General features: G+C 41.8%; 25 protein-coding genes and 2 tRNA genes. 12 read left to right on the forward strand and 15 right to left on the reverse strand.

The annotated features are described in order from the left end of the window. Positions 1-109: 109 nt before the first annotated feature. Entirely contained in the window at positions 110-844 is a 735-nt protein-coding gene (locus tag GFB48_RS02445) for a glycerophosphodiester phosphodiesterase (RefSeq protein ID WP_163930786.1), read from the forward strand. Positions 845-868: 24 nt separating this feature from the next. On the opposite strand, the gene GFB48_RS02450 is transcribed toward GFB48_RS02445, so the two are convergent. Next, complete coding sequence (locus GFB48_RS02450; RefSeq protein ID WP_163930788.1) at positions 869-1855, reverse strand: DUF4382 domain-containing protein; 987 nt, start codon at positions 1853-1855, stop codon at positions 869-871. Positions 1856-2302: 447 nt separating this feature from the next. Between GFB48_RS02450 and GFB48_RS02455 the strand changes: the two genes are divergently transcribed. Next, positions 2303-3103: an alpha/beta fold hydrolase gene (locus GFB48_RS02455; protein ID WP_163930790.1), complete on the forward strand. Its 801-nt coding sequence runs from the start codon at positions 2303-2305 to the stop codon at positions 3101-3103. Positions 3104-3170: 67 nt separating this feature from the next. Here the strand turns inward: GFB48_RS02455 and GFB48_RS02460 are convergent, their stop codons facing one another. Next, entirely contained in the window at positions 3171-3536 is a 366-nt protein-coding gene (locus tag GFB48_RS02460; protein ID WP_205597664.1) for a hypothetical protein, read from the reverse strand. A 294-nt stretch (positions 3537-3830) separates the two neighbouring features. Here GFB48_RS02460 and GFB48_RS02465 point away from each other — a divergent pair, with 294 nt between their 5' ends. After that, the gene (locus GFB48_RS02465; protein ID WP_163930791.1) at positions 3831-3980 is read left to right on the forward strand and encodes a hypothetical protein; all 150 of its coding nucleotides are present in this window, start codon (positions 3831-3833) and stop codon (positions 3978-3980) included. A gap of 5 nt (positions 3981-3985) precedes the next feature. Next, the gene (locus tag GFB48_RS02470) at positions 3986-4561 is read left to right on the forward strand and encodes a hypothetical protein (protein ID WP_163930793.1); all 576 of its coding nucleotides are present in this window, start codon (positions 3986-3988) and stop codon (positions 4559-4561) included. A gap of 13 nt (positions 4562-4574) precedes the next feature. Here GFB48_RS02470 and GFB48_RS02475 read toward each other — a convergent pair whose 3' ends face one another. Then, positions 4575-5453 (reverse strand): LysR family transcriptional regulator, encoded by an 879-nt coding sequence (locus tag GFB48_RS02475; RefSeq protein WP_163930795.1) that lies wholly within the window; start codon positions 5451-5453, stop codon positions 4575-4577. 108 nt (positions 5454-5561) lie between these two features. Here GFB48_RS02475 and GFB48_RS02480 point away from each other — a divergent pair, with 108 nt between their 5' ends. Beyond that, positions 5562-5996 carry a small multi-drug export protein gene (locus tag GFB48_RS02480; protein ID WP_163930796.1) on the forward strand — a complete coding sequence of 145 codons (435 nt, stop codon included), beginning with the start codon at positions 5562-5564 and terminating at the stop codon, positions 5994-5996. 68 nt (positions 5997-6064) lie between these two features. Here GFB48_RS02480 and GFB48_RS02485 read toward each other — a convergent pair whose 3' ends face one another. From GFB48_RS02485 to GFB48_RS02510, 6 genes are all read right to left on the reverse strand, one after another. Then, positions 6065-7255, reverse strand: a complete 1191-nt coding sequence (locus GFB48_RS02485) for an amino acid aminotransferase (protein ID WP_163930798.1) — start codon at positions 7253-7255, stop codon at positions 6065-6067. Positions 7256-7387: 132 nt separating this feature from the next. Then, positions 7388-7828 (reverse strand): YtoQ family protein, encoded by a 441-nt coding sequence (locus GFB48_RS02490; protein ID WP_163930800.1) that lies wholly within the window; start codon positions 7826-7828, stop codon positions 7388-7390. Positions 7829-8224: 396 nt separating this feature from the next. After that, positions 8225-8311: transfer RNA gene (locus tag GFB48_RS02495), tRNA-Leu, on the reverse strand. An 18-nt stretch (positions 8312-8329) separates the two neighbouring features. Beyond that, positions 8330-8403, reverse strand: a tRNA-Cys gene (locus GFB48_RS02500). Between the two features lie 124 nt (positions 8404-8527). Then, complete coding sequence (locus GFB48_RS02505; protein WP_163930802.1) at positions 8528-9331, reverse strand: SDR family oxidoreductase; 804 nt, start codon at positions 9329-9331, stop codon at positions 8528-8530. A gap of 31 nt (positions 9332-9362) precedes the next feature. Beyond that, positions 9363-9896 carry a DUF6512 family protein gene (locus GFB48_RS02510; RefSeq protein WP_163930804.1) on the reverse strand — a complete coding sequence of 178 codons (534 nt, stop codon included), beginning with the start codon at positions 9894-9896 and terminating at the stop codon, positions 9363-9365. A 129-nt stretch (positions 9897-10025) separates the two neighbouring features. On the opposite strand from GFB48_RS02510, the gene GFB48_RS02515 reads away from it, so the two are divergent. Next, entirely contained in the window at positions 10026-11354 is a 1329-nt protein-coding gene (locus GFB48_RS02515; protein ID WP_163930806.1) for an IS4 family transposase, read from the forward strand. A gap of 42 nt (positions 11355-11396) precedes the next feature. Here GFB48_RS02515 and GFB48_RS02520 read toward each other — a convergent pair whose 3' ends face one another. Next, positions 11397-13880 carry a prolyl oligopeptidase family serine peptidase gene (locus GFB48_RS02520; RefSeq protein ID WP_163930808.1) on the reverse strand — a complete coding sequence of 828 codons (2484 nt, stop codon included), beginning with the start codon at positions 13878-13880 and terminating at the stop codon, positions 11397-11399. A gap of 119 nt (positions 13881-13999) precedes the next feature. Here GFB48_RS02520 and GFB48_RS02525 point away from each other — a divergent pair, with 119 nt between their 5' ends. Both GFB48_RS02525 and GFB48_RS02530 read left to right on the forward strand, forming a co-directional pair. Then, a complete protein-coding gene (locus GFB48_RS02525; protein ID WP_163930810.1) occupies positions 14000-14692 on the forward strand; it encodes an arginyltransferase in 693 nt (230 codons plus the stop codon). 70 nt (positions 14693-14762) lie between these two features. After that, positions 14763-16697: an ATP-dependent DNA helicase RecQ gene (locus tag GFB48_RS02530; RefSeq protein ID WP_163930812.1), complete on the forward strand. Its 1935-nt coding sequence runs from the start codon at positions 14763-14765 to the stop codon at positions 16695-16697. Between the two features lies 1 nt (position 16698). On the opposite strand, the gene GFB48_RS02535 is transcribed toward GFB48_RS02530, so the two are convergent. Together GFB48_RS02535 and GFB48_RS02540 are read right to left on the reverse strand one after the other, a co-directional pair. Next, positions 16699-16908, reverse strand: coding sequence for a DUF3389 family protein (locus GFB48_RS02535; protein WP_163930814.1), 210 nt, complete (start codon positions 16906-16908; stop codon positions 16699-16701). A gap of 89 nt (positions 16909-16997) precedes the next feature. Further along, a complete protein-coding gene (locus GFB48_RS02540; protein WP_163930816.1) occupies positions 16998-17486 on the reverse strand; it encodes a peptidylprolyl isomerase in 489 nt (162 codons plus the stop codon). A gap of 140 nt (positions 17487-17626) precedes the next feature. Between GFB48_RS02540 and GFB48_RS02545 the strand changes: the two genes are divergently transcribed. Beyond that, positions 17627-18814 (forward strand): porin, encoded by a 1188-nt coding sequence (locus GFB48_RS02545; RefSeq protein ID WP_163930818.1) that lies wholly within the window; start codon positions 17627-17629, stop codon positions 18812-18814. A gap of 47 nt (positions 18815-18861) precedes the next feature. On the opposite strand, the gene GFB48_RS02550 is transcribed toward GFB48_RS02545, so the two are convergent. From GFB48_RS02550 to GFB48_RS02560, 3 genes are all read right to left on the reverse strand, one after another. Then, positions 18862-19218: a DUF3703 domain-containing protein gene (locus GFB48_RS02550; protein ID WP_163930820.1), complete on the reverse strand. Its 357-nt coding sequence runs from the start codon at positions 19216-19218 to the stop codon at positions 18862-18864. 141 nt (positions 19219-19359) lie between these two features. Beyond that, positions 19360-20301, reverse strand: a complete 942-nt coding sequence (gene rlmF / locus GFB48_RS02555) for a 23S rRNA (adenine(1618)-N(6))-methyltransferase RlmF (RefSeq protein ID WP_163930822.1) — start codon at positions 20299-20301, stop codon at positions 19360-19362. Between the two features lie 63 nt (positions 20302-20364). Further along, entirely contained in the window at positions 20365-20640 is a 276-nt protein-coding gene (locus tag GFB48_RS02560) for a hypothetical protein (protein WP_163930824.1), read from the reverse strand. A 123-nt stretch (positions 20641-20763) separates the two neighbouring features. Here GFB48_RS02560 and GFB48_RS02565 point away from each other — a divergent pair, with 123 nt between their 5' ends. From GFB48_RS02565 to GFB48_RS02575, 3 genes are all read left to right on the forward strand, one after another. After that, complete coding sequence (locus GFB48_RS02565) at positions 20764-23217, forward strand: M1 family metallopeptidase (RefSeq protein WP_163930826.1); 2454 nt, start codon at positions 20764-20766, stop codon at positions 23215-23217. A 2-nt stretch (positions 23218-23219) separates the two neighbouring features. After that, positions 23220-23744, forward strand: coding sequence for a DUF6702 family protein (locus GFB48_RS02570; RefSeq protein WP_368669038.1), 525 nt, complete (start codon positions 23220-23222; stop codon positions 23742-23744). Positions 23745-24301: 557 nt separating this feature from the next. Next, positions 24302-24721, forward strand: a complete 420-nt coding sequence (locus GFB48_RS02575) for a hypothetical protein (RefSeq protein WP_163930828.1) — start codon at positions 24302-24304, stop codon at positions 24719-24721. Positions 24722-24976 lie beyond the last annotated feature (255 nt).

A 24976-nucleotide genomic window follows, 5' to 3' on the forward strand; every position in this document is an offset into this window, starting at 1 on the left:
GGCTTGAAGTGGTGGCTATTGTTAACTAAATTAAGATCACCTACCAAATACAATATCTCATTAGACTTATATGCCTAAATTCATTTACGTTGTCATGTTCAGTAGTTGTTTGTTAAACGCAACAGAAATTATTTCACACCGAGCGAATGTATGTGGATTGCATGAAAATAGCTTAGATGCGGTCATTCAAGCGAGTAAAATGAATATTGGGACAGTAGAACTGGACGTTAGAATATCCAATGATAAGATCGTTTATTTGTACCATGATGACAGTTTTAATAATCGACCAATTGATAAAATGAATTATTCTGGTCTTGCTGAATTAATGGAACCTCATTATTTACCAAAGTTTTCTGAGGTGTTGAGCTCAAGTAATATTAAAAATCGATACCTGTTAGATTTAAAATCTGATTGGCATCAGCAATACCATCATTTAATTGATGATATAAAAAAAAGTAAGCTTCCTGCGAAAAATTTTATTTTTCAAAGTGGAGATATAGCGTTATTAAACAAGATCCATAGACTATCGCCCCATAGCCAATATTTTTATCTTGGTCGGATGGATAATCGTTTTTCTTGGCTGAGTGCTAATAATGAACATCATCTTTTGAAAACAAGCACAACAACACCTATTAATGGCTTAAGCATCAAAGCTGATAAAAACATATCAGCAGAGTTTGTACAACAACTGCAACACAAGCAGATTAAAGTTTATGTTTGGACAGTAAACAGTGCTGAACAATTTCAGCACTATATCAACATTGGGGTCGATGACATCATTACTGACTATGCTACCCATTTTAAGAAACAAATTGATCGTCATTGGAACCCAAGCTGTCCATAACCCCTAGAACTCGTTAAACCTTTGTTACTGAGGTAAAACGGTTGCACTGAAGTTTTGTACTCGAGTTTCAGAAAAACTGACGGTCAAATTATGTTGCTGTTGAGCTGGGGTTGGGATCACAAACCCATTATACAGTTCCGGGTCATCATTAGCCGCATTACAGCTAAAAGCAATGGTGTAATTACCTGCATCAACATTAGCAATTTTGTACCCGTAACTGTTATCAGAATTTTGAACGACTGGCACCGAAGTCAATGGCGCCAGAGCAGTCAATGGCGCATCGATATCAACAGCGGGATCAAAAGAGTCTGCCAGAGTTTGTTCTGGCTGCAGTGGTTCATACAAATAAACAAAGCTGGCCGCTTCACTGCAATTCTGTGCTGCCGTTACTAGACTGCTATCAACACTGCCTTGTATATGACCAAGGCTACGATTATCCAATACCATAACACCGTGTGGCTTAAGATTGTAGGCGAAGCCCTGTTGGCGCTCGACTAACGAATAACGAAGATTAAACTCAATAGTAAACTCTTGGATCCCCGTTGCTTCAATGATGATAGGACCTAACTTTAGTTTATTACTCGGGGTGCCCAGCGGGTGAATTCCTTCACTATTTTCGACATAGCAAAAATCTGTACTACCGCCAGCTGCGGTTTCGCATCCAAAGGTGTGAATAATTAAAGATTTATAGTCACCTGCAGGGATTTCAAGATTACTTAAGAATAAATACCTATCACCATTTTGATAGTTTAAAAGGTTTATCTTGGCAGTGATTTCATTACCACTATTATCCAGAATCGGGTAATAAGTTTCTGCATCATTTTCTGCTTTGAGACTAATACCCGCATAGGTAACCACTACCGCAAAAGCGTCATCCACTGGTGCATCAGTTATATAAAAAGAAACTTGGTTTTGTGGTACTGGTGGAGGCGGTATGCTGGGCGCTTGCTTATCGCTCGAACAGGCCATTAATAATATAAAAATAGAAACTGTGACAACACATCTAAACATAGCTAACACCTAATACAACAACCTCTTTTAATTGTAGTTGTTATTTGGGGCAGCGACAGTTTGTTTAAGCACTTGCTCAGCTCAGTTTCAATTAGAAAGGTACAGCGTACTCATTGGCAACCACAAACAATTGCTCAACTTAAGATTGGCGCTCAGATTAGGCTTAATGCAAACAATGTTCATCGCCAAGTTATTGTCTCTGTGACAGCCAATAATTAACTATCATCAACCACAACTGCTGCTGAAAATTTAGGCACTGACATTTTTGTACAGCGAAACAGAAGGTTAGCACAACAGCCAAAATGGAGACAACGTTGATCGCTATTATAGATAACGAATATGCCAAAGTTATCAGTAGCCAGACGCTTTGGGATCCTTTATGCTAGCTGTCCATTAAAAATAATGTTTGGATTTCCAGCTTTAAAAGTAAGCCAAAAGGATGGTTATATGGATATTACTGAAGCCTTTGAAGAGTATGGTACTGGCCCTACTATTGTTTTTATTCACGGCTCTTTTGCTACCACCTCCACCTGGAAAAGAATGGTGGCTCAACTTTCTCAATCCCATCATTGCATTTGTATCAAACTGCCAGGTCATGGCGGATTAGCCGATCCTACAGATTTTGATAAGCCGACCGTTGAAACTGAACTTAGGCTTATAGAACAGATTATTGCAGCTAAAACAACCGGCCCTATTCAGCTAGTGGGCCATTCTTACGGTGGTGTCGTTGCCTTAGCTTTAGCCTTAAAAGGCACGGTAACAATCACTCAAATGACGCTGTTTGAGCCCGTCTGTACTTGGGTATTTAATGCCGTTGATGACCAGCTAATGCACAATCATGTTGAACACTTTGTTAAAGAATATAAACACGCTGCTGCCAATGATAAACCTGATGTCTGTGGCGATGTGATTGACTTTTGGGGAGGGACCAACAGCTATGCACCGTTGCCAGACTTTGTTAAAGAAATCATGAACAAAGGTGTCAACAACAACCTTCGCCACTGGCAGATTTGCAGCAACTCACAGTATTGCCAAAACGATCTTAATCGCTTAATGACCCCAACTCAGTTAGTCTGCGGCAGTGGCTCTAATCAGGTTGCTAAAGCCATTGTTAAGCATCTGCGTCAACAACTGCCAATCAGTCAGCTTGATATTATTGAGGGTGCCAGCCACTTCTTAGTCACCAGTCATGCCGATCAATGTTTAGAAATAATGAAACATTCATTGCCGATGCTTGAATCTGCATAATTTTTATTAAACAATGCCGACAAAAAAAGGCTGACCTGTTATAAAAACAGACCAGCCTTTATTACCTTTACTGCTTAGCGCCTAGTTCAGGTTCTGCAGCAACTTCAATAACCGTTCCATTTTCTGCTTTGCCTTGTTCAACCAACTGTTGCTCACCAGCCAAATGACAATCCCATCCCCAACTTTGCTGTTTTTTAACAAAGGTAGCAGCCTTTTGTTCACAGTAGCCTTCGGTATTCTTAGCACTCCACAAAACTTCACGGCCATCCGCTTTCGAGTAAACCACTGCGCAAGGTAGAGTATTGTTAGTCATATAATTTACTTCAATAACACGTAATGCTTTACTATTAATGCATTCATAAACAATGTTATTGTCTGAAGCAAAACTAAGCATAGGTGCCAGTAATAACAGGATAAATTTGGCTAATTTCATTTTTTCCCCTAGATAATTTCCCTTTGTTATCAGAACTCTATAACATACAAGCGATGTTTCTGAATGACAACTGAATAACACCATAAAAATTGCCATTATTATGAAACAAATACTAAAGAAACGACTTACTGGCTTACTCTATTTTTTATGCTAACAAGCCGAGCCCAAACCGAAGAGGTAACCCTCAAAGGCTTTTGGTTCTATGGCTTTCAAACTTTGGTGTTTGTTAACTGTGATCATCAAAGGTTCTGGATGTGGGGAAATAATGACCATAATTTTGAGCTTAAGTAGAAAATGAAAGGTTATTACAACCCAGTGATTGTGACAGGAACAATTTCTGCACCAGATCCAGGCAATAACATGGATATGGGTCACCCACCCCTTACTGCCAGTCATGTTGAGCCTTACCACAAGCCTTGCCCCAGTCATTTTAAAAGTGAGTAACACAATTGATAAAGTTAAAGATAGGATTCGTGCTTTATGATGAAGTGCAATTAAGCAAAAAGCATACACAAAGCCTATTAATCCCAGCCTTTGTAGATAACTCGAACGATATTGCTTGGCTGCATGAAATTGACAATAACCTAAGTTCACTGGCTGGTTACTTTGCTCGACTCAATACAATCACAGCAGAGCAAGGGTTATCAGAATCTAAAGCTTCACGATACTATGCGCTGGCACTAAACATAGAAGATCCCGCTAACCAGCAAATTATCGAATTCCCTTGGTACAATAACTTTAGTGATATGCAGCCTTTTTTTGATTGGCTAACCAGTAGTGACGAACGCTATTTTGACACCGACCAAAGCTGGCAGTTTTTAGCACAGAGAAAAGGCGATTTGATCATATTAACAGAAAGCTTTGCTGAGCCAGAAACTGAAGGCTTCATCACCATAACTGACGATGCCACTGTTGTTACCGTTGATCAGCAAACGATTAAAACCGCCATTAAACAAACTATTCGTCAATTCAAACAAGTGATAAGGCAACTTGAACTGCAGCTAGGTAACAATTACTGGCTCTAACAAACTAACCAACCTAGTGGTTAAAGGCTTTGCCTAGATTCTCTAGCAGCCAGCGCCTTACTGGTCCATCAGCTCGAATGCGCTTTTCAATCACTGACAAGGTCATCTGTGGTTTCCCCCCTAAGCACTGTGCACTTAACTGCTTCATTTGACGGTTAAACACAGGATCATCAAACAAATAATCGGGTACTAATGCCCAGCCATCACTTTTGATCACCATAGTCAGCGCATAAAAATAACTGTCCACGTACCAATAACTGGGCGACACCGGTGGGAAGTAACTTTCTTTACGCCTGTCGCCCACTACAAACTGGCGATATTGGGTAAGATCATTAAGCTCAAAATTAGCCAGTTTAGCTAATGGATGTTCGGCGTTAACCGCAATCACCATGGTACTAAAGCCAATGGCCTGAGAGGAAAATTTATGATCTGGCTGGCCCCACTGCAACACCATGGCAAGATCGGCTTCTCCTGCCTCTACAAAGTCGATAATTTCCTGTTGGGTACCATGGGTCAAACTTAGGGTTAGCTGCGGGAACTTTTCATCTAGATCGATTAACTGCTTCTCCAGCACCCTAAGCGGAATCGCCTCATCTACCGCTAGGGTAAATTCTCTTTCTTCTCCCATTAAAATACTGGTAACGGCCGCATCTAATTTATTTTTACTATCGAGCACCTGTTTAGCGTAGTAAAGCAACTGCTGCCCCTGGTGGGTCAATACCGGATAACGGCCACGCCTATCAAACAGTTCAAGATTCAAATCTATCTCTAAGTCACTCATACTTGTAGAAACCCGAGATTGGGCTTTGCCTATTTTTCTTGCTGCAGCCGAGAAGGATCCCGTCTCGGTTACCGCAATAAAGGTATTCAATTGTTCGATTGTCCAAGTCATCAGTGTATCTCTTTTTGCTATAGTATCTGTTTTACAGATAGGTACTAACTTTTTATTATCGTATATCCAGTTAGAATTAGCGTATCTTTTTTCACAGCAGTATTTGAAATGAACAGCTATTTATTAAAAGCATCAAGCGCCTGGTTGCTAAGTTTCTTTCCTTTAGGCGAAGTATTTGTATCCGTACCCGCGGCCATTGCCACAGGTTTAGATTATTACTCAATTATTTTTTGGTGCGTATTCGGTAATTTTAGTGCCGCATTACTGCTTATTGCTGCTTATAAAAAGCTAGTGACCTTTAACTGGTTTCAACTAAAAATTGACAAGCTTAAAGATCATAAGGCGAAACACTACTTCCAACGCTACGGTTCAAGCTTTGTATTAGCTGCCACGCCAATTATTGGGGTTTGGACCATGGCCATTACCGCAAAACTGTTTGGCTTTAAAAGCCGTAAGTTTTTAGCGCTATCGTTCACCAGTATCTTGATTTACTCAGTGGCCATTATTGCGAGCTTTGAACTGGGATTATCTGCGTTAGCTTAATTTCCCTGAATTTAATAACAAAAAAACCGCCGTAAAGGCGGTTTTTTATGCTTAGTAAATGCAGCTAATTAAAGTACCGCTTTAATACCTGCAATTAACAATGGCATATTGGTTTGTGTCATACCTGCCACGCTAATGCGGCCCGAACCTACAATGTAAATTGCATGCTCTTGCTTTAGCGCTTCTACCTGCTCTTTTGATAGACCAGAAAAGCTAAACATACCGTTTTGTTCGATAATAAAGCCAAAGTCTTGCTGTACCCCTGCTGCAGCTAATTGCTCAACAAACAGTGAGCGCATTTTGTGAATGCGTACACGCATGTCCGCCACTTCCTGCTCCCACTCTGCGCGTAAGCTGGCATCCGCTAGAATTTCAGCCACGACTTTAGCGCCGTGCGCTGGTGGGTTTGAGTAGATGCTACGGATCTGCTTTTTGATTTGACTAAAAGCTTTAGCAGATTGTTCGGCATCTTGAGCAACAATACTAATGGCGCCAACACGCTCATTGTATAGGCCAAAGTTTTTAGAGAACGAGTTACAGATAATAATTTCAGGCACGATGGACGCAACCTCACGTAAACCCGCTGCATCTTCTTCTACGCCCTTAGCAAACCCTTGGTAGGCGAAATCAAACAAAGGTAAAAGATCTTTCTCAACACAAAGCTTGGCCACTTGCTGCCATTGCTCAAGATTTAAATCAATGCCAGTTGGGTTATGACAACAGCCGTGCAGTAACACAATGTCACCGGCCTGTGCTTGTTGCAGTGACGCTAACATGCCATCAAAGTTTAAACCGTGACTGGCAGCATCGTAGTAGTCGTACTGTGCTGTCGTTAAGCCCGCAGCATTAAAAATATTGCCGTGGTTCGCCCAGGTTGGATTACTTAACCATACGGTGCGGTCGCCAATAGACTTCAAAAATTCAGCAGCGACACGTAAAGAGCCTGTACCACCCGGCGCTTGAGCCGTGTTAATGCGACCCTCGCTAATAATCGCACTATCACTACCTAAAAGTAGCTTTTTCACTTCTTCAGCGTAATCGGCCACCCCTTCAATCGCTAGGTAGCTTTTGGTTTTCTCTTTTTCTAAAAGCACGGCTTCCGCTTTTTTAACGGTCGCTAATACTGGGGTATTACCTTGCTCATCTTTATAAATACCAACACCTAAATTCACTTTATTTGGGCGAGGATCGGCTTTAAAAGCATCGGTTAAGCCAAGAATGGGATCAGCTGGTGCTTGGTCGACATTAGCAAACAACATGGATAAATCCTTTAATAAAATTAAACTTGCTATTTATACCACTAAGCCCCTATTCATTAAAGAGTTAGCCCTTAATAATAATGATGAGCTTTTTGCAAGTTTACATATCATGCTGCAAACTAAACCAAGTCGTTATTTTTTTAACAAATAAGTTAACAGTTCGACGAGTTGTGCCGGGGTTTGTGCCCAACCTTGAGCAGCACCGTCGACCTCTTTAAGTGGGTGAATTAATGCTTCATCGTGCAAAGTAATATACGGTACATTCAATGCAGCACAAAAACCGGCATCAAATGCCGCATTCCACTGCTTATACTGATTACCAAAACGGATCACTGCCATATCCGCATTTTTAATGGCACTGGAGGTGCGAATAGCATTAATTTTAGCACTTTGGTGATCACGCCAAAAGCCATCATTAGCCAGTGCAAGCACATCACCTGCGGCATCACTGCTTTCATGGTGAGTGACCGCCGAGCTAAAGTTAATATCCAGCCCCGCAGCTTTACTGCCCTCAATTATTTGTTGTCGCCAATCGCTATGAATTTCACCGGAAAGATAGACATTAAACGCCATGATTATTCCCTTTTAAGACAAGAAATAAGCAATATAGAGGTTTTTGAATGGGGATGCTAGGTTGAAGTAACGAGATCCGAGAGCGGCTTCGCCTTCGAGGACGCTACTGCGTAGCTCGAGTATTTAGTACGCCACTTCGTGGCTTTAGTACGCTTCGCTTTAGTCTATTTCCATTAGAAATTAATCTTATTGAGTACTGACTAAAGGAAACTTCCGTACCAAAGGAGCGGAGTTCCGTACTAAAGCTTCGTAGAAGCGTGCCAACCCCTCGAAGCCTAAGGCGCTCTCGAAGGACGTAGTCCGATCTCGTAGCGAAGCGTCCTCGAAACTGCGTAGCAGTGCTCTGAAAACAACAAAGCCCGTTACTTTCGTAACGGGCTTTGTTGTTTTGAATGATGGTGCCCAGGGCCGGACTTGAACCGGCACGCGGAAACCCGCGAGGGATTTTAAATCCCTTGTGTCTACCAATTTCACCACCCGGGCACACTAATTCTTAAATTGTGGAGGCGCCACCCGGAGTCGAACCGAGATCGACGGATTTGCAATCCGCAGCATAGCCATTCTGCCATAGCGCCTTGGTCTTAGGCTGATGCCTTGAGAACGAGTTGAATTCTACATCGGATTGACGATAGCGCAAGTGTTATTTTCAACAATTTAGTCTAACTGTATAAATTTCATATCATTTGTTGCTAAAACGAACTAATCTTTGGATGTTGGAGCTGCTGTGCTGCCAGCTAATATGCCACCATCAATGTTTAACTCAATACCCGTTAAATATTTAGACTCCTCACTGGCTAAATACAGCGCACCATAGGCCACATCATCAGGTTCTCCCATATGCCCTAAGGGGATCCCTTTAGCAATGGTTTTTATAGATTTTTCACGGTTGTCTTTATCAAGCATAGATTCCCACAAAGGTGTCAAAATAGCACCCGGATGAATAGAGTTACAGCGAATTCGATACCCTTGCTGGGCACAATAAAGCGCAACTGTCTTAGTATGATTGCGGATTGCTGCTTTACTTGATGCATAGGCGGCAGCGCTTGGGATACCTACTATGCCGGACCTAGATGACAAGTTAATAATACTGGCGGCTTTACTGGCTTTCATCAACTCAATAGCAACTTTACAACCTAACGCCACCCCTCCGATATTAACTTCGTGAATTTTACACCAACTTTCATATTCAAAGTGCTCTGGATCTTGAGAACCTGGAGTCTCATCAAAACCAATAATTCCGGCATTATTGACCAAAATATCAAGATAGCCATAGGTTTCTAGTACCGATTGCTTTAGCAATTGCCATTGGCTTGGAGAACTAACATCAAGGTGCTGATAACTGGCAAACTTACCCAGTTTTTGTGCTAATTGGCTACCTTTTTCATCGTCGATATCGGTCAAAATAACACTGGCACCTTGCTTAACAAAAAGCGTGCTAATGGCTTCGCCTATACCTTTGGCGGCCCCTGTTACGACTGCAATTTTGCCCTTTAATCTGGCCATAATATCTCCATAGTGCCTTTAATAAACACCACTAATTGCCATACCACGGGCCATAATGGCCACTGTTACTGTGCTCAAATATACCTATGTGTGGCGGATAATGACTAAAAATAAGGGTTAAAATTAGTAAAATTATCAGACCGTATGGAGCAAGTTTCATGAACCCATGCCACTTTATTAAACCTGTAAATAAACAGTAATTAATACTTTGGCTTAATATGACACTCACTACAAACAAACTTATATCAACTATGAGATAGTTTTCTAAAGTAAACCAAGTATAGCCATAAAACATCAGGGATATGGTCAATGGCATGATTAATATGGAGCAGCTTTTTATGGCTAACCATTGTTTAGGTTGAATAAATCTGGACTGTAACCAGCCAAAAAGCACTGCTGGCCATAGCACTATTTTAAAATGCTCCCAAATACTTTCATTAACTGGAGCGACAAAGGTTAAAGGCAGCCAGTAGTCAAACTTAGCCAAGGCGCTATGGAGTATACTGCCGAGCAATAATATCCAAACGGTTCCAGCCAATTCCCAGCCTAATATTGCTTTGTTCATACTCATCCTTAAAGTCACAACCATCAAAAAAGCTCAACCTATTGGTTTAATGCCGATCGCTTAATTTAATTGACCGATCTTTTGCAGCCTTCATAATCGGCTCTAACAATAGTTAGAGCCGATTTTTTTATGTCTGAATTTTCCAAAGAACTTCAAGTTACTGCTGAATATTGCCAAAACCAAACCTTCGATGTTTTCTCTAAACATATTCCAATAGAGTGGGTCAAAGAAGCGGTTAAGGAAACTGGAAAAGCATCATTAAGAAAAAGGCGATTTCCCGCAGAGCAGGCAGTATGGTTGATTCTTGGTATCGGTCTCATTCGAGACCGCTCTATTCAAGGCGTCTGTGACCAATTGGACCTCGCCTTTCCTGATTCAAAGGGAGAGTTATCTCCTCTTGCAACAAGCAGCATCATCAAGGGAAAAGAAAATCTTGGCTCTGAGCCTATGAAGTATTTATTCAAGCATACAGCTGCTCATTGGGATAATACCTGTGACTTTGATACCGTATGCGGACTTAAAGTCTTAAGTGTTGATGGGACTTACTTTAAAACACAAGATACTGAAAGTAATAAGATATTTGGCTACGCTCAAAAGACGGCGAGTTTTCCCTCTGTCCTAGCCGTTACTTTAATGTCCACTCGTACTCATATGATCTCAGACGCCGCCTTTGGACCTGTAACCAACAGTGAAATATCCTACGCAGGCCAGCTTGTAGGCTCTGCTCCCGAGGATTCATTAACCCTTTTTGATAGAGGGTTTATGTCAGCTGAACTATTTGAAAGCTGGCGTGGTGCAGGTGCGGATACACATTGGTTAACACCAATAAAAGCGAAACAGCGCTATGAAATTATTGAGTCCTATGGAGAATATGACCACTTGGTTAAAATGCCAGTCTCTCCTCAAGCTAGAAAAGCAGCACCCTATTTAAGTGAATACTGGGAGGCGAGATTAGTTCTTATTCCCAACCCTAAAGGTGAAATCCGAGGCTTTATCACTTCTTGCACTTGCCCAGACACTTATAAGCTGGCTGAGTTAGTCGATGTTTACTGGCAGAGATGGGAAATTGAACGAGGATATGGAGAATTAAAGCAGTATCAACTTGGAAATAAGCCGACACTTAGAAGCCTGAAATATGAAGGGGTAGAGCAAGAACTGTGGGGGATATTAATATCCTATAATCTAGTACGATTAGAAATGGCAGCAATCGCAAAACAGCATAAAGTTGAGCCACTTAGAATAAGTTTTATTAACGCACTGTTTATGATTCAAGATGAATTTAGGTGGAGCGATACCCAAAGCCCAGGCGCAATACCTCGACATTTAAAAACCATGCGTGATAACGGTAAGCGGTTAATTTTACCCAAGAAGAGGAAGCGGAAAGCTTATCCTCGTGCGGTTCTCAAGAAGGCGACTAAATACCCAAACAGACAAAGAGAAAATGCCACTCGTTCTTAAACGAGTGGCATTAAACCTATTGGTTGAGCTTTTTATTCAAAGTTAGTCTTTTTTCAGATTTTGTTCAAACAGCTTTAAAATTCGGCTGTATTCATCACGCCAACTTGAAGGCTGTACAAAGCCATGGGGTTCTACCGGATAAATGGCCGTTTCAAAGTTATCTTTTTCAAGCTCGATTAAACGCTGTACTAGACGAACTGAATCTTGGAAGAATACGTTATCGTCTAACACACCCGTCATAATTAACAGTGGCTTATTTAAACCTTCTGCCATTTCGATTGGGCTTGAACGTTCATAGGCGATTGGGTCAACATCTGGACGGTTTAGAATGTTTGAGGTGTATGGCGCATTGTAATGGGCCCAATCGGTCACTGGACGCAGTGCAGCACCTGCTTGGAATAAATCCGGCTGAGTAAATAACGACATAAAGGTTAAGAAGCCACCGTATGAGCCACCATAGGTCCCCACGCGTGACGAGTCTACGCTGTAATTATCCGCCATATACTTAACACCGTCAGCCATGTCTTGCACTTCAGGGGTACCCATTTGTCGATACTGGGCAGTACGCCAGTCACGGCCGTAACCTTTAGAACCTCGGTAATCAATGTCCATCACCACATAGCCTTTTTGGGTCAATAAGTTATGGAACATAAACTCACGGAAGTATCCTGACCAACCAAAGTGGGCATTTTGCAGGTAACCGGCACCATGGGTGAAAATCACCGCTGGGTATTGCTTAGTGGCGTCAAAATTTGCTGGTTTATAGATACGAGCATAAACCGGCTTGTCCTGATGGGATGATGGTATTGCTACCACTTCGCCCTGTTGCCAAGGATATGCCTTAAAACGCTCTGAACTGGTATTGGTTAGCTTAGTTAACTTGTTCGACGCTAACTGCTGCACATACAGCTCTGGCATTTGCGTACGCTTAGAAACCTCAAGCAGAAGTTTTTGGTTATCCGGTGACAGTTTGTAATCCACTTGACCTTGAATGTTGGTCAAAGGTTGAGAGCTAGCAGTGGCGATATCTACCTTGTACACATTGTAAATACCTGGATGCTGTTTGTTAGCACGATAGTAGAGGCTTTTGCCGTCGTTGGACTGTTGTACGTTAGAGACAACATAATCACCATCGGTTAATTGTTGGTGGCCTGCGTCCGTCTTTAGATAAATGTGCGAATAACCGTCTTGCTCAGACAAGTAGTAATAATTGTCGGTGCCATTAATCCAGTTAAATTCGTTGTGGGTGTAGTTAATCCACGCTTCATCATGCAAGCGATGCTCCGTGCTAAAGCTTGCCTGCTCTAGGTCGACTTTAGCAATCCAGCGGTCCTTGTTATCCAGCGCCTCTAGCATAACCAATAACTTATCTTGGGTCGGATGCCAGTTGATGGCACTTTGACGCCAGCCCCAATCTAACATTAGGGTGATTTGCCGATCCTGAGCAACTTCAGTGTAGCTGTCCCCTTTGGTTTTTGCGTTTTCAGCCCTAACTGAGGCTAATACGTCTTCATCAAAACCTTGAAGGCCATCGAGGGCGATGTCTTTGGTGGTTTGCTTGTATAAATCCACCAGCACAAACCGTTGTGATTTTGGCTCGTCTTCAGCAACGCGACGACGTACGTTTTCAACGTCTACATAGCCGTCATTACCAATATAATCAGGCATCACATCGTGCTTTGAGCGACTTGGGCTTGAAGTATCCGCCAGCGCCATAAACACATAACGCCCTGAGGGGGCCAGTGCCATATCAACAACGCGCTGATCTTTACCTAAGTAAATAGGGTCCGCAGTTATGCTGCTATTGGCCTTGGCTAAGTCTTGGTTGTATTGCTCCTGCGCCTGCTTGTTGTCTTGGCTTAGAGCCACAAAGTTAATCAGACGACGCTGTTGCTTAGCTAAATAGCTGTCCTGGTGTTTGTTTGATTTTGGTTTGGCAGCAAACTTAAACTCAGCAATTTGGGTAATTTTATTGGTGGTTAGATCTGCGCTGAAAATGGCCGTGCTTGTAGCAAAGCTTAGGGTGTTATTTTTACCCCAGAATAAGTAGCGATAGCTTTGAGCGTCTTGGGTAACTTGCTCAATATTGCCCGTCGTTAAATCTTTAACAAAAACATTGCCTTTATATAGATAGGCTTGTTGGGTATTTGCTGGGTTATTGGTTGCTGCACGTTTTAACAAGGTATGCTGTTGCGCGAAGCTGATTTCTTGAGCCCTGTCACTGGTGATTGCTTGTGAAAAATACTTTGGATTAGCGTCTAACAAACCTTTAGTTTGGTAAACAATCCCCTTAGAATCCGATTGCCATTGCCAGTTATAGGCCGATAGCCCCATCCAATCAGGGTTAGCCATAATTTGCTTCATGGTCAAAGTTTGATCGGCAATCGGTGCCACTGGAGCCGCTTTAAGGGTTGCGGGTTTAACACTTGGAGCAGCGATATTCGCCACAGGGTATGAAGTCCCTTGGCAAGCGCTTAACAACGCTGCTGCCGTGATGGATAAGCTTATTTTTTTATAAGTCTGCATTTATTTCACCAGGTATTGTTATTATGGACAGAGTTATAGCATGATAACCAGATACAATACAGTGTGCGGCCACCTTAACTGGCGTAATTAGCAGCAATGTTAACTGCGATTGAGCATTTATGGAATTAAATCAACTTACATTTGGTATCAGCGGCCAATCCCCCTGCAGTTATTTAGAAGATAGATTGCAAAGGATCATTGCCCCTTTTGATGAGCAACCCCTTAATGCCAAGCTCTACCAGCAACTGATTGAAATTGGCTTTCGCCGCAGTGGTGACCATGTATATCGCCCCCATTGTATTGGTTGCAATCAATGTCAGTCATTAAAGGTTAGTTGTCATGAGTTTAATGCGAGTAAAAGTCAAAAACGTATTTTAGCCAAGGCCAAAGCCTTTGAATTTACATGGCATGATGAGGTGCAGGATGATTTTTACCCACTGTATGAAAAATACATCACAGCTCGCCACCAAGATGGTGACATGTATCCGCCATCAAAAGAACAGTTTATGGGCTTCTTACCCTGCCAATGGTTAGCGGTTCGTTATTTGGCTATTTACCATGGCAAAAAGCTTATTGGTGTCGGCGTGTTTGACCAACTCGCCCTTGGGCTATCTGCGGTATACAGTTTTTTTGAACCTGAATATGAAAGCTACTCGATAGGTAAATTAAGTGTGCTGCAGGCCATTAAACAGTGTCAAAAAATGTCTTTACCTTTTATGTATTTGGGTTACTACATAGAGCCCTGCAGTAAAATGAATTACAAAACCCAGTTTAAGCCCCACCAGCTTTATAACGGTGAGGCTTGGGTGTAAAGGATCTACCACTTATTTTTCTCATTGATTCATACTTAATTGATCGCCAATAGCAATGGATGCACCCGCAATGAATATTGAACACTCGTTAAAACAACATTTCGGCTTTGACCGTTTTCGCCCCGGCCAACAACAAGTCATTGAACAATTACTGGCAGGCCATTCATCCTTGGCATTATTTGCCACCGGCTCAGGCAAATCATTGTGTTACCAATATACCGCGACCCAATTGCCGCACCTGACCCTAGTGGTTTCGCCCTTGTTAGCACTGATTAAAGATCAGCTGGCCTTTTTACACGCTAACAATATTGCTGCGGCAAGCATAGATTCCAGCCAAGACAGGGAAAGCCAACAGCAAACCATTGAAGCCATAAAAAGCGGTGCTATTAAAGTATTGATGGTCTCGGTTGAGCGTTTTAAGAACGAACGCTTTAGGAAGATGATTGCCAATGTGCCAATTTCTATGATGGTGGTGGATGAGGCCCATTGTATTTCCGAATGGGGTCATAACTTTAGACCTGATTACCTTAAATTGCCCGATTACCGTGCCCAACTTAACATTCCTTTAGTGCTGCTGCTGACGGCTACCGCCACCAATAAAGTAAAGAAAGACATGGCTGATAAGTTTGCCATACAAAAACAGCATTGTGTACAAACCCCGGTGTATCGCCCTAACCTCACGATTGAAGTACAGCCCTGCGCCAGCGAACAAAGGATGGTGCATACCGAACAACTGCTTAAACAAAACCCAGGCCCAAGTATTGTCTATGTAACCCTGCAGCAAACCGCTAATGAAGTGGCGGCTGGGCTGCAAGCTATGGGCATTAATGCTACCCCTTACCATGCGGGTTTGACCACCGAAGTGCGGGAGCATATTCAAGATCAATTTATGCAGGGTCACAAAGACATTATTGTGGCCACTATTGCCTTTGGCATGGGGGTGGATAAATCCAATATTCGTAATGTTATCCATTATGACTTACCTAAATCCATAGAAAACTATGCCCAAGAAATTGGCCGTGCCGGCCGTGATGGACAGCCAAGCCGTTGTGTCTTACTGGGCCAAGATTCTGGCTTAACTACGATGGAAAACTTTATCGTTGGCGACACCCCAGAGCTAGGTGCTATAGAAGCTTTGCTCGCCAACATTATTTCAGAGCAAGAGTATGGCCAGTGGCAAACCCAAATTTTAGCCTTATCAAAAATGACGGATATTAAACAGCTGCCCCTTAAAACCTTGCTGGTGCAACTTGAGTTAATGGGCTTGATTGAAGCTAAATTCAGTTACTTTGCCGAAACCCGTTATAAATTCTTGGTCGAAAAATCAAAGTTACTTAATCGATTTGATCCTAACCGTCGCCAGTTTTTAGAAACGATTTTTAATTTTGCTAATACCAAAAAGATTTGGAGCGATTTAGATGTCGAGAGTTTATGTCAGCAACACAATACTGATCGTGCTCGGGTATTAAACGCCCTAGAGTATCTGCATGAGCATAATTTGATTGAGTTAGAAACCAAAAAGATGACCGAGAGCTATCAGGTCAACTCATCATTAAACCCTGATACCCTCAAAAACTATGCCCAACAATTATCAGAGTATTGCCAATCTAATCAACAATCCCAATTGGACCGTTTAGCACAAATGATGCGCTTTTTCGAGCTTGATTCCTGTTTAAGTTATAACCTAAGTCGTTATTTTGGTGATGCCGATGCTCCGATACAATGCGGACACTGTAGTGTGTGCAATAGCGGCCCTGCTCGACTCATAAAAACACCGCAACTGGCAATAGACAATCAACTGTTGCAAAAGGATCTACAACAATTGAGTAAATTGATGATCGAGCATAAGCAAAATTTAACGCACATGGCGGCGATCAAGTTTGTAATTGGCTTAGCAACCCCTAGATTTAGCCAGCTTAAAATAAACAAGCTGGCAGGGTTTGGTCGATACGCAAATACCGGCTTTACTCATGTTCAGCAGGCCGTACAGCAGTTGCTCCGCTAACTTACAGGTATTGTTGTACCTGTAGTATTTGTTCAGGCTCATCCAGTTTAATGCTCCAACTAACCGAGCCTGCATTAGCAGCAACCACCAGCGCATCTTGATGGACACTCACATCATCAACCATGGCGCTGAGTCTAATGCCATTGTCCAGAATGGCTTGAATTTCAAAAGGGCTTAGGACCAGCTTGCCCTTCGAGTAAGTAATGATCATAATTGCAACTTGTGTTGTACGCTTTTGTGCGAACTATAACATGCGTAGTAGCAAAATAAACGCCCAATAATGGCAACTTTGTTTTGCTATTAATGCTCGACGCCACCTGGTCCGTGTACATGGCCATGGGCAATTTCTTCTTCGCTAGCTTCGCGTACACTAGCCACCTTTAAATCAAAAGACAATTCTTTGCCGGCTAATGGATGGTTAATATCAATCGTGGCCATAAATTTACCCACTTTAACGACCGTTACTTGCCTTGGCCCTTGCTCGGTTTGAATTAACGCTGACATGCCTGCTTTCCAAACTTTAGCGCCCTGCAAATGCTTCACCGATACCCGCATCTGGGCAGCATCGCCTGTGATCACCTCGCCGTAGGTATCTTTAGGATCTGGTGTGACGGTAAACTCACTGCCCGCTTCTTTAGCGTCTAGGGCTTTTTCTAAGCCCAGCATCATGTTGTCATGACCATGCAAATAGACAATGGGATCGGATTCAAAGTTGGATTCTAATATTTCACCTTGCTCATCTTTTAATGTGTAAAAGAACTCAACCACGGTATTTTTTGTTATTTGCATAATATTCCCTTAGGCCCTAGTTACGCCAATCTCTAAAAGCTACTAATAACAATTACTTTGGCTTGTTTTCTATTTATAAGCTAGCATTTAATCACTTGCAACACACAATTTTACAACCTTATTGTTACAAAGGTACCGTTATGAAACATACCAAGTCCTTATTAACAACAGCAGTTTTGTCTGCCTTAGCTTTACCTGTCTCTGCCGTTAATCTGTATAAAGACCAAACTAATCAATTTGATATAGGTGGATGGCTGGATGCTCGCATCGTCAATTTTGATGGTGAAAGTCAGGTAGTAAATGGCGCATCAAGGATTAATTTTGCTGCCGTTAGGCAAATGGGAAAAGGCTGGCAAAGCTTTGCCAAATTTGAATGGGGCGTAAATCCTGTCGGTTCTTCATCCCTAGTGTATTCATCTGAAAGCCGCTGGTTAGTAAAAAGTAATAACTTTTTAAGCAACCGTTTAGGCTTTGCTGGTATTAAACATAATGACTATGGGGAATTGAGCATTGGTAAACAATGGAGTGTTTGGTACGACGTGGTAGGTGGCACCAATATTATCCACGTTTGGGATGGTAGCTCAGCTGGTACCTATACATTCAAAAGTGATGGTGGCTTAAATGGTTCAGGCCGTGCCGATAATGCGGTGATTTATCGGTTGCCGAGTTTTTATGATTTCAGCTTGAGTTTCCAGACTCAGTTAAAAAGCAACAGTGCTAAAACTGTGGATGTTCAACTTGCTGAAGTAGATGCCAACGATCCCAATGCGGTAACTCAAATTAAGTTTGAAGGTACCTATGGGGCGTCACTTAAATACCAAGCAACAGAAAACTTAAAATTGGTGCTCGGTGCCAATGGTGGCAATTTTACCGCCACCTTGAACCCTGGGATTTATGAGGATCGAGGCTACATCGTTGGCGGTAGTATCAACTACGGTAATAATTGGTACAATCCTGGACTATACTTCTCTGCTAATTTACATAAACAGCAATACCATGATGTTGATAATGCAGGGCGAATTATTGATGATGCCATGGGGTTGGAATCACTCATAAGTTACACCTTTGATAATAAAATACGGGTACTTGCAAGCTACAACCGCTTAGAAGCGGGGGATGAATATAAGCGCTTTTATCAGCAGGAATTTAAAAGGCAGTTTATGGCTGCAGGGGTGCATTACATCTGGGATCAAAAATCAAAAACCACCCTTTATTTTGAAGTGAAGAAAGACTTCTCTAGCTTTAAGGGCATAAATGCTGAAATTGAGTCTCAAGCTCAATCCATAGATAAAGACGGTGTGGGTATGGGGATCCGTTTCTTTCTTTAAGGTCTGTTAACAATAAAGCCCTGAAAGTGATTAGGGCTTTATTGTCGCTAGTCTATTTTTTTACCAGCCTTTTCAAATATTTTTTTTAGATCTTGTGGCACTGGCATAGGTTTAAAAGGGCTGACATTTACTCCTCCAGTATTACCTATTGGCACCCAAATTTTACTCACCAAGAATGCCGCGATCATTCTTGGGATTTGACCTAGAACCTCTTTAGCATTTTTAGTTTTGAGTCCAATTTTGAACATCCACCAATGGGTGATGAAATGAGGTATCACATAAGACTGGCCAAGAATGTGGGCACGCTCAATATAAGTGAATGCTAATTCGTAACAACCAATTTTGTAAAAATCATTTGCATAAATTATTTCTTTTTTAAAAGCGTTTTTCAGTATTTTATTCATTACTTAGTCTTTACAGAGTACTCACCCTACCCCCCAAGGGGTAACCAATAATTACTAATATATCATAAAGTTAGTTCTTAATATAAAAAAATATACGGCAATTGTTTAGCGCACTCAGTTTGTACCCCTATGGTGTTAACCCTAACTCGAATACCAGGCATTTTGTTGCTCTTGGGTATAATAACTCCAACATAACAAACGAGAAATCTTATTACCTTGAGCCATGGTTAAGGTTTTAACTCGGACAGCTTTGGCTCTCTTTAGTTTGCCCTTAAGTTGACTTAGATTCTCTCCTTTAGAAATTAAACTGGTAAACCAAAGTACTTGCTGTTTAACCTGACGAGACTCGTTGATCATATTGGAGACAAACTGTAGCTCTCCGCCATCACACCAAAGTTCATTACTCTTGCCACCGAAGTTTAAATGGGGCTTTTGAGACGCTTGCTGTTTTTTAAGATTTTGCCATTTGCGTTGACTGCCAGCATTTGCTTGCTCAGCAGAGGTATGAAAAGGTGGGTTACAAACCGTTAAATCAAAATACTCATTATCTTTAACAATCCCTTTAAAGATGCTATCCGGATGATTTTGCTGTCTAATTTCTACTAGGTTTGATAATTTTCGGTTAGATTTCACTATGGCAGTAACCGCCTTGATGGCGGTTTTATCAATTTCTGAACCCACCATAGACCAACCAAATTGCTGTGAACCAATAATGGCATAGATACCATTTGCCCCTGTGCCAATATCTAACACCTTAACAGCACTGCCCAAGGCGATGGTTGCAGATTCATCTTTTAATAACTCACTGGCATGATGTAAATGATCGGCACGACCTGGGATCGGGGGGCATAAATAGCCCGCAGGTAAATCCCAAAATTCAACGTGATAGTGTTGTGCCAAGATAGCTTTATTGAGGGCAACCACTGCATCAGGGTTGGCAAAATCAATGGATTGGTCCCCCCTTGGGGTATCAATTAAATACTTTTTTAAATCCGGATTGGCATTAGAGAGTGAAATAAAGTCGTAACGTCCTTGATGGGGATTATTAGGATGTAGCTGTGGTTTAGTCTGTGATTTTTTCATGATACGAGTCATTAAATTTGGTTAATAATATTTTAGCAGCTCAAGAAACTATAACTGGCTTTATTAAGCTCTTTTTATTCTTACGACCTTCATGATTTCAATTTCAAATCCGGCCACCACTTCAATTGCAGGGTAATAAGTTAAATTAACTCTTGCGCCCTGTAGTGATTGATATTTTTTCGTCCGTTTGTACTTGAATGGGACGTCTATCCCTTCAATCATCAACGTTTGTACAACCCACTCCCCTAGTGGGCGTTGACTATGACTCACTACTTTCATGTTCTCAGAATGAGTCAACTTGGAGTGTTTTTGGAGCAGTTTTTTTACTTGTTTTTGCATTATGTTCTTGGTTAATTATTCGCCATGCGATTTGGTTTTATCGGGTTGAAATTGTGACCTTGATCACTGTCCTGTATACTGCAGCTGCTGAAGTAAGCAGAATTCTAACAAGAGAAAATAATAATGAAGACCAAGCAGTTAAGCATACTAGCTTTACTGTCTTTGAGTTTACCTTTAGCACTGGGGGCGCATGCTAGCCCAATTGTGCAATCAAAAGGAAGCTTTGAAGACAAATTTCGTCAATTAGACGAAGCTCTACCTACTCCCAATAGCTATCGTAATGCCGCCGGTGAACCCGGCCATAAATATTGGCAACAACAAGTCGATTATGACATTGATGTTCGTCTACTTGAAACGACAAAACGAATTGAAGCCAGTCAATCCATCACATACCAGAACAACTCTCCTGATACGCTGAAATACTTATGGTTTCAGTTGGATCAAAATATCTACAAAGTAGACTCGATTGCCCGCCTAACTGAAACTTTTTCAGGTGGCAAAGCACTCAGTGTTTCTGGTCATGATAAACCTGCAAAATTAACTCTAGGAAGCCTCCGTAAGCAGCAATTCATGGCTGATAATGAGTTAGGCTACCAAATTAGCAATGTTAAAGTCGAAGGCTCCGCAGCTAAAGTAACGTTAGTTGGAACCAATATGCGAGTGGATTTACCCAAACCACTGCGCTCAGGTGATAAAGTCGCTTTAACTATGGACTTTGCTTTTAATATTGTTGAACAAAAAGCGACTGGTGGTCGCTCAGGTTATGAGCACTTCCCTGATGACAAACGTGAGGGTGGCAACCAAATATTCCAATTGGCACAGTGGTTCCCTCGCTTGCATGCTTACACCGACTATGAGGCATGGACTAACAAAGCCTTCCTTGGTAGTGGTGAGTTCACCCTTGAATTTGGTGACTACAACGTAAAAATTACTGTTCCTAACGATCACATCGTTTCAGCTACTGGCACCCTTGAAAATGCCAGCAAGGTGCTTAATAAAACTCAGCAGCAACGTTTAGCCAAAGCAGAAACCGCCAAACGACCAGTGTTTGTCGTCACTGCAGAAGAAGCCTTAGCTAATGAGTCTTCAAATCCGACTGGTGAAAAGACTTGGCACTTTGAAGCGGAAAACGTGCGTGATTTTGCTTGGGCTTCAAGCCGTAAGTTTATGTGGGATGCTAAAGGTTTTAAGCAAGCTGATAAAGAGATGCCACTAGTAATGGCGATGTCATTCTTCCCTAAAGAAGGGGGCGACCTTTGGAAGCTTTACTCAACTGATGCCGTCATCCACACCATGGAAGTGTATAACCGTTACGCCTTTAACTACCCATACCCGGTTGCACAATCGGTAAATGGTCCAGTCGGTGGTATGGAATACCCGATGATCACCTTTAATGGCCCCCGTACTAAGCTGCAAGACGATGGTTCAAGAACATATTCTATGGGTGAGAAAGACTTCTTAATTGGGGTAGTTATCCATGAAGTGGGCCATATCTACTTCCCGATGATCGTTAATTCTGACGAGCGCCAATGGACTTGGATGGATGAGGGCATTAACTCTTTCCTTGAAGGTATCGCTGAGCGTGAATGGGATGCCAACTTCCCATGGAGTTTAGAGTCCCGTGATATTGTTGAGTACATGAAATCTGATGTTCAAGTACCGATTATGACCCAATCTGACAGCGTTTTACGTCTAGGCCCAAATGCTTACACTAAACCTGCAGTTGCACTGAACATTCTGCGTGAAGTGATTTTAGGCCGTGAATTGTTTGATTATGCCTTCCGTGAATATTCATTACGTTGGAAGTTCAAACGCCCTACGCCATCAGACTTTTTCCGTACCATGGAAGAAGCCTCAGGGGTTGATTTAGATTGGTTTTGGCGTGGTTGGTTCTACACTACCGATCATGTGGATATTAGCCTAGATAAAATTTATAAATTGCGTCTAGATACCCATAACCCAGATATCGATTATGCACGCCAACGTCAATTCGATGAAGCCAAACCAACGGTTCTCTCTGTAAAGAAAAACGCCGAACAAGGCATAAAAACTTGGGTAGAAATGAACCCTGATGTTCGTGATTTCTATGACGAGAATGACGAGTTCACCGTAACCAATAAAGAGCGTAATAAGTACCAAAGCTTCCTAAAAGGCCTTAAGCCTTATGAGCGCAAAGTACTAGAGCGTGCTATTGCTGAGGACAAAAACTACTATGTCATGGACTTTTCCAACCTAGGTGGTTTGGTAATGCCAATTCTAGTGGAAATGACCTTCGCAGATGGCAGCGTAGAAGAACTAAACATTCCAGCAGAGATCTGGCGTCGTAATCACAAGCAAGTCTCTAAGCTGTTTGTCTTTGATAAAGATAAAGAGCTAGTGAGCGTGGCGATTGATCCTAGCCGTCATACTGCCGATGTAAACATTGAAAACAACTTCTATCCACGTCGCATCATTCCTTCACGTTTAGAGTCATACAAATATAAGCGCACGCCAACCAATATGCGTCGCGACATTATGCATGATATGACTACTGAGCTGAAAAAAGACGAAGAAAAAGAAGAAACTAAGGCTGAATAATTGTGAGACAAGCTTTAACCATAAAAGGCATTATCCTACGTATTGTAGTTATGGCACTACTATTAGCCGCGGCAGCTTCGGCCTTTAGCCACCAGCAAAAAACCGCGATTACTACTGTGCTGTTTAATGAACGTTCTGGTTATATTGAAGTGATGCATAAGTTCTTTTTACATGATGCCGAACATGCTGTGAAAGACTTGTTTAATCGTGATGCTGATATTATCGCGAAACAACAAACTCGTCAGCAGTTTGCCCAATATGTGCAACAGAACTTTGGTTTAAGTGATGGCGAAACACCACTTAAATTAGAGTATGTGGGGGTAGAAATAGAAGGCAAATACCTTTGGATCTATCAACAAGTGCCGGTTAAAGCCATTAAACAATTGAACATCAGCCATGGTGCGCTGCAGGAACTATGGCCTAGCCAAGTTAACCTGGTCAATATTGAAGGCAAAGGTAAGATTCAATCTTTGCTGTTCGAATCTGACAGCGATTGGCAAGGTGTGGATCTAGATCATAAGCACTAACGAAGTGTGCAACGACAACGGCTTCACCTGCGACAACGCATCAGGCTAATTTGAGTACTGAGTACGGCTTTTAACCTTTAATATGCTTCGTTTTCGTTGACCCTAAAGGTAAAGTCGTACCAATGCAAGCAAGTGCCTGCTGAAGTTGTATGCAGCATTCTCAATGCTCAAAATCTTTTACTTAAGCCCTACTATTCACTCAGTAGGGCTTTTTATTAACTGCTAAAATGATGTGATACCCTTCTTTAAAGGGGATCACTTCAATGGCTGTTAGGCTTAGCTGTTGACAACGATGGCACTGTACACTTTATTGAAAAGCAGCAGACCAAGCGAACAAGAATGAAGAGCCACAAACGGTCCTAAATGGCAATGGAAGCGCAATCTAGCTCCGATACTCTGATTCTACACAGAAATGAATAGGCTATAATGGCTGTGGCTTGTAACCATTATTCTTTAATAATCACCTAAACAAAATACAGTATAGGCCCCATTAGCTATTACTTTACTCATGTTTAGCAAGATGATACAAAGGAACAATACAACCCAAGGAGAGAGCAATGATTAAACCCGTTTTATGGCTAGGTGTTTTTGCAATGATATCTACTTTTGCCCAGGCAACAGAGCCACAACCCAAAAAAAGCATCTTCGTTGCTAAAGATCCCCTAAAAGTTGAGCCTTTACCGAAAGGAATAAGCGAACAAGATCTATTAAATGACAGTACAGGCGTCAGTGCTCAAGCTTTAGAAAATACTGATAATGGGTTTATCCTAGCAAAACCTAAGTCCAATGCCGTGAGCGTAGACAGTGCAGATGAATATTACATAAATTCAAATGGACAACGTGTTAAACGAAATTTAAATAATCGCTTAGTGCTCGGTAGTATTGAGTGTGAAAATGGCAGCGACTGTAAAGCAGGCAAACACAGCTATGACAGTGATAAAACCTACCACCAAAAAGAAAGCTTTGAAGATGAATAAGGACAATTCATTAAAAAGACAACCCATTTGCAGTAACAATATTAACTAGCAGCTTTGTTTCGCAATATAACCTGAGCAATATAGCGTAGAACAAGCGGCACTGACTTAACCTATTAACAGCTACTCTAGAAGCCAGCTTCCAATAGAGTCGAGGGTGATCACTGTTAAGTGTAAACTTAAAAACTGTCAAACTACCCTAGCAGCCGATATCACTCTCTTTTCTGGCGATAAATAGAAGGCTCTGTTTACCTTTAT

Origin of the sequence: Paraferrimonas sp. SM1919, assembly GCF_010993985.1 — a bacterium.
Lineage (GTDB): Bacteria > Pseudomonadota > Gammaproteobacteria > Enterobacterales > Shewanellaceae > SM1919.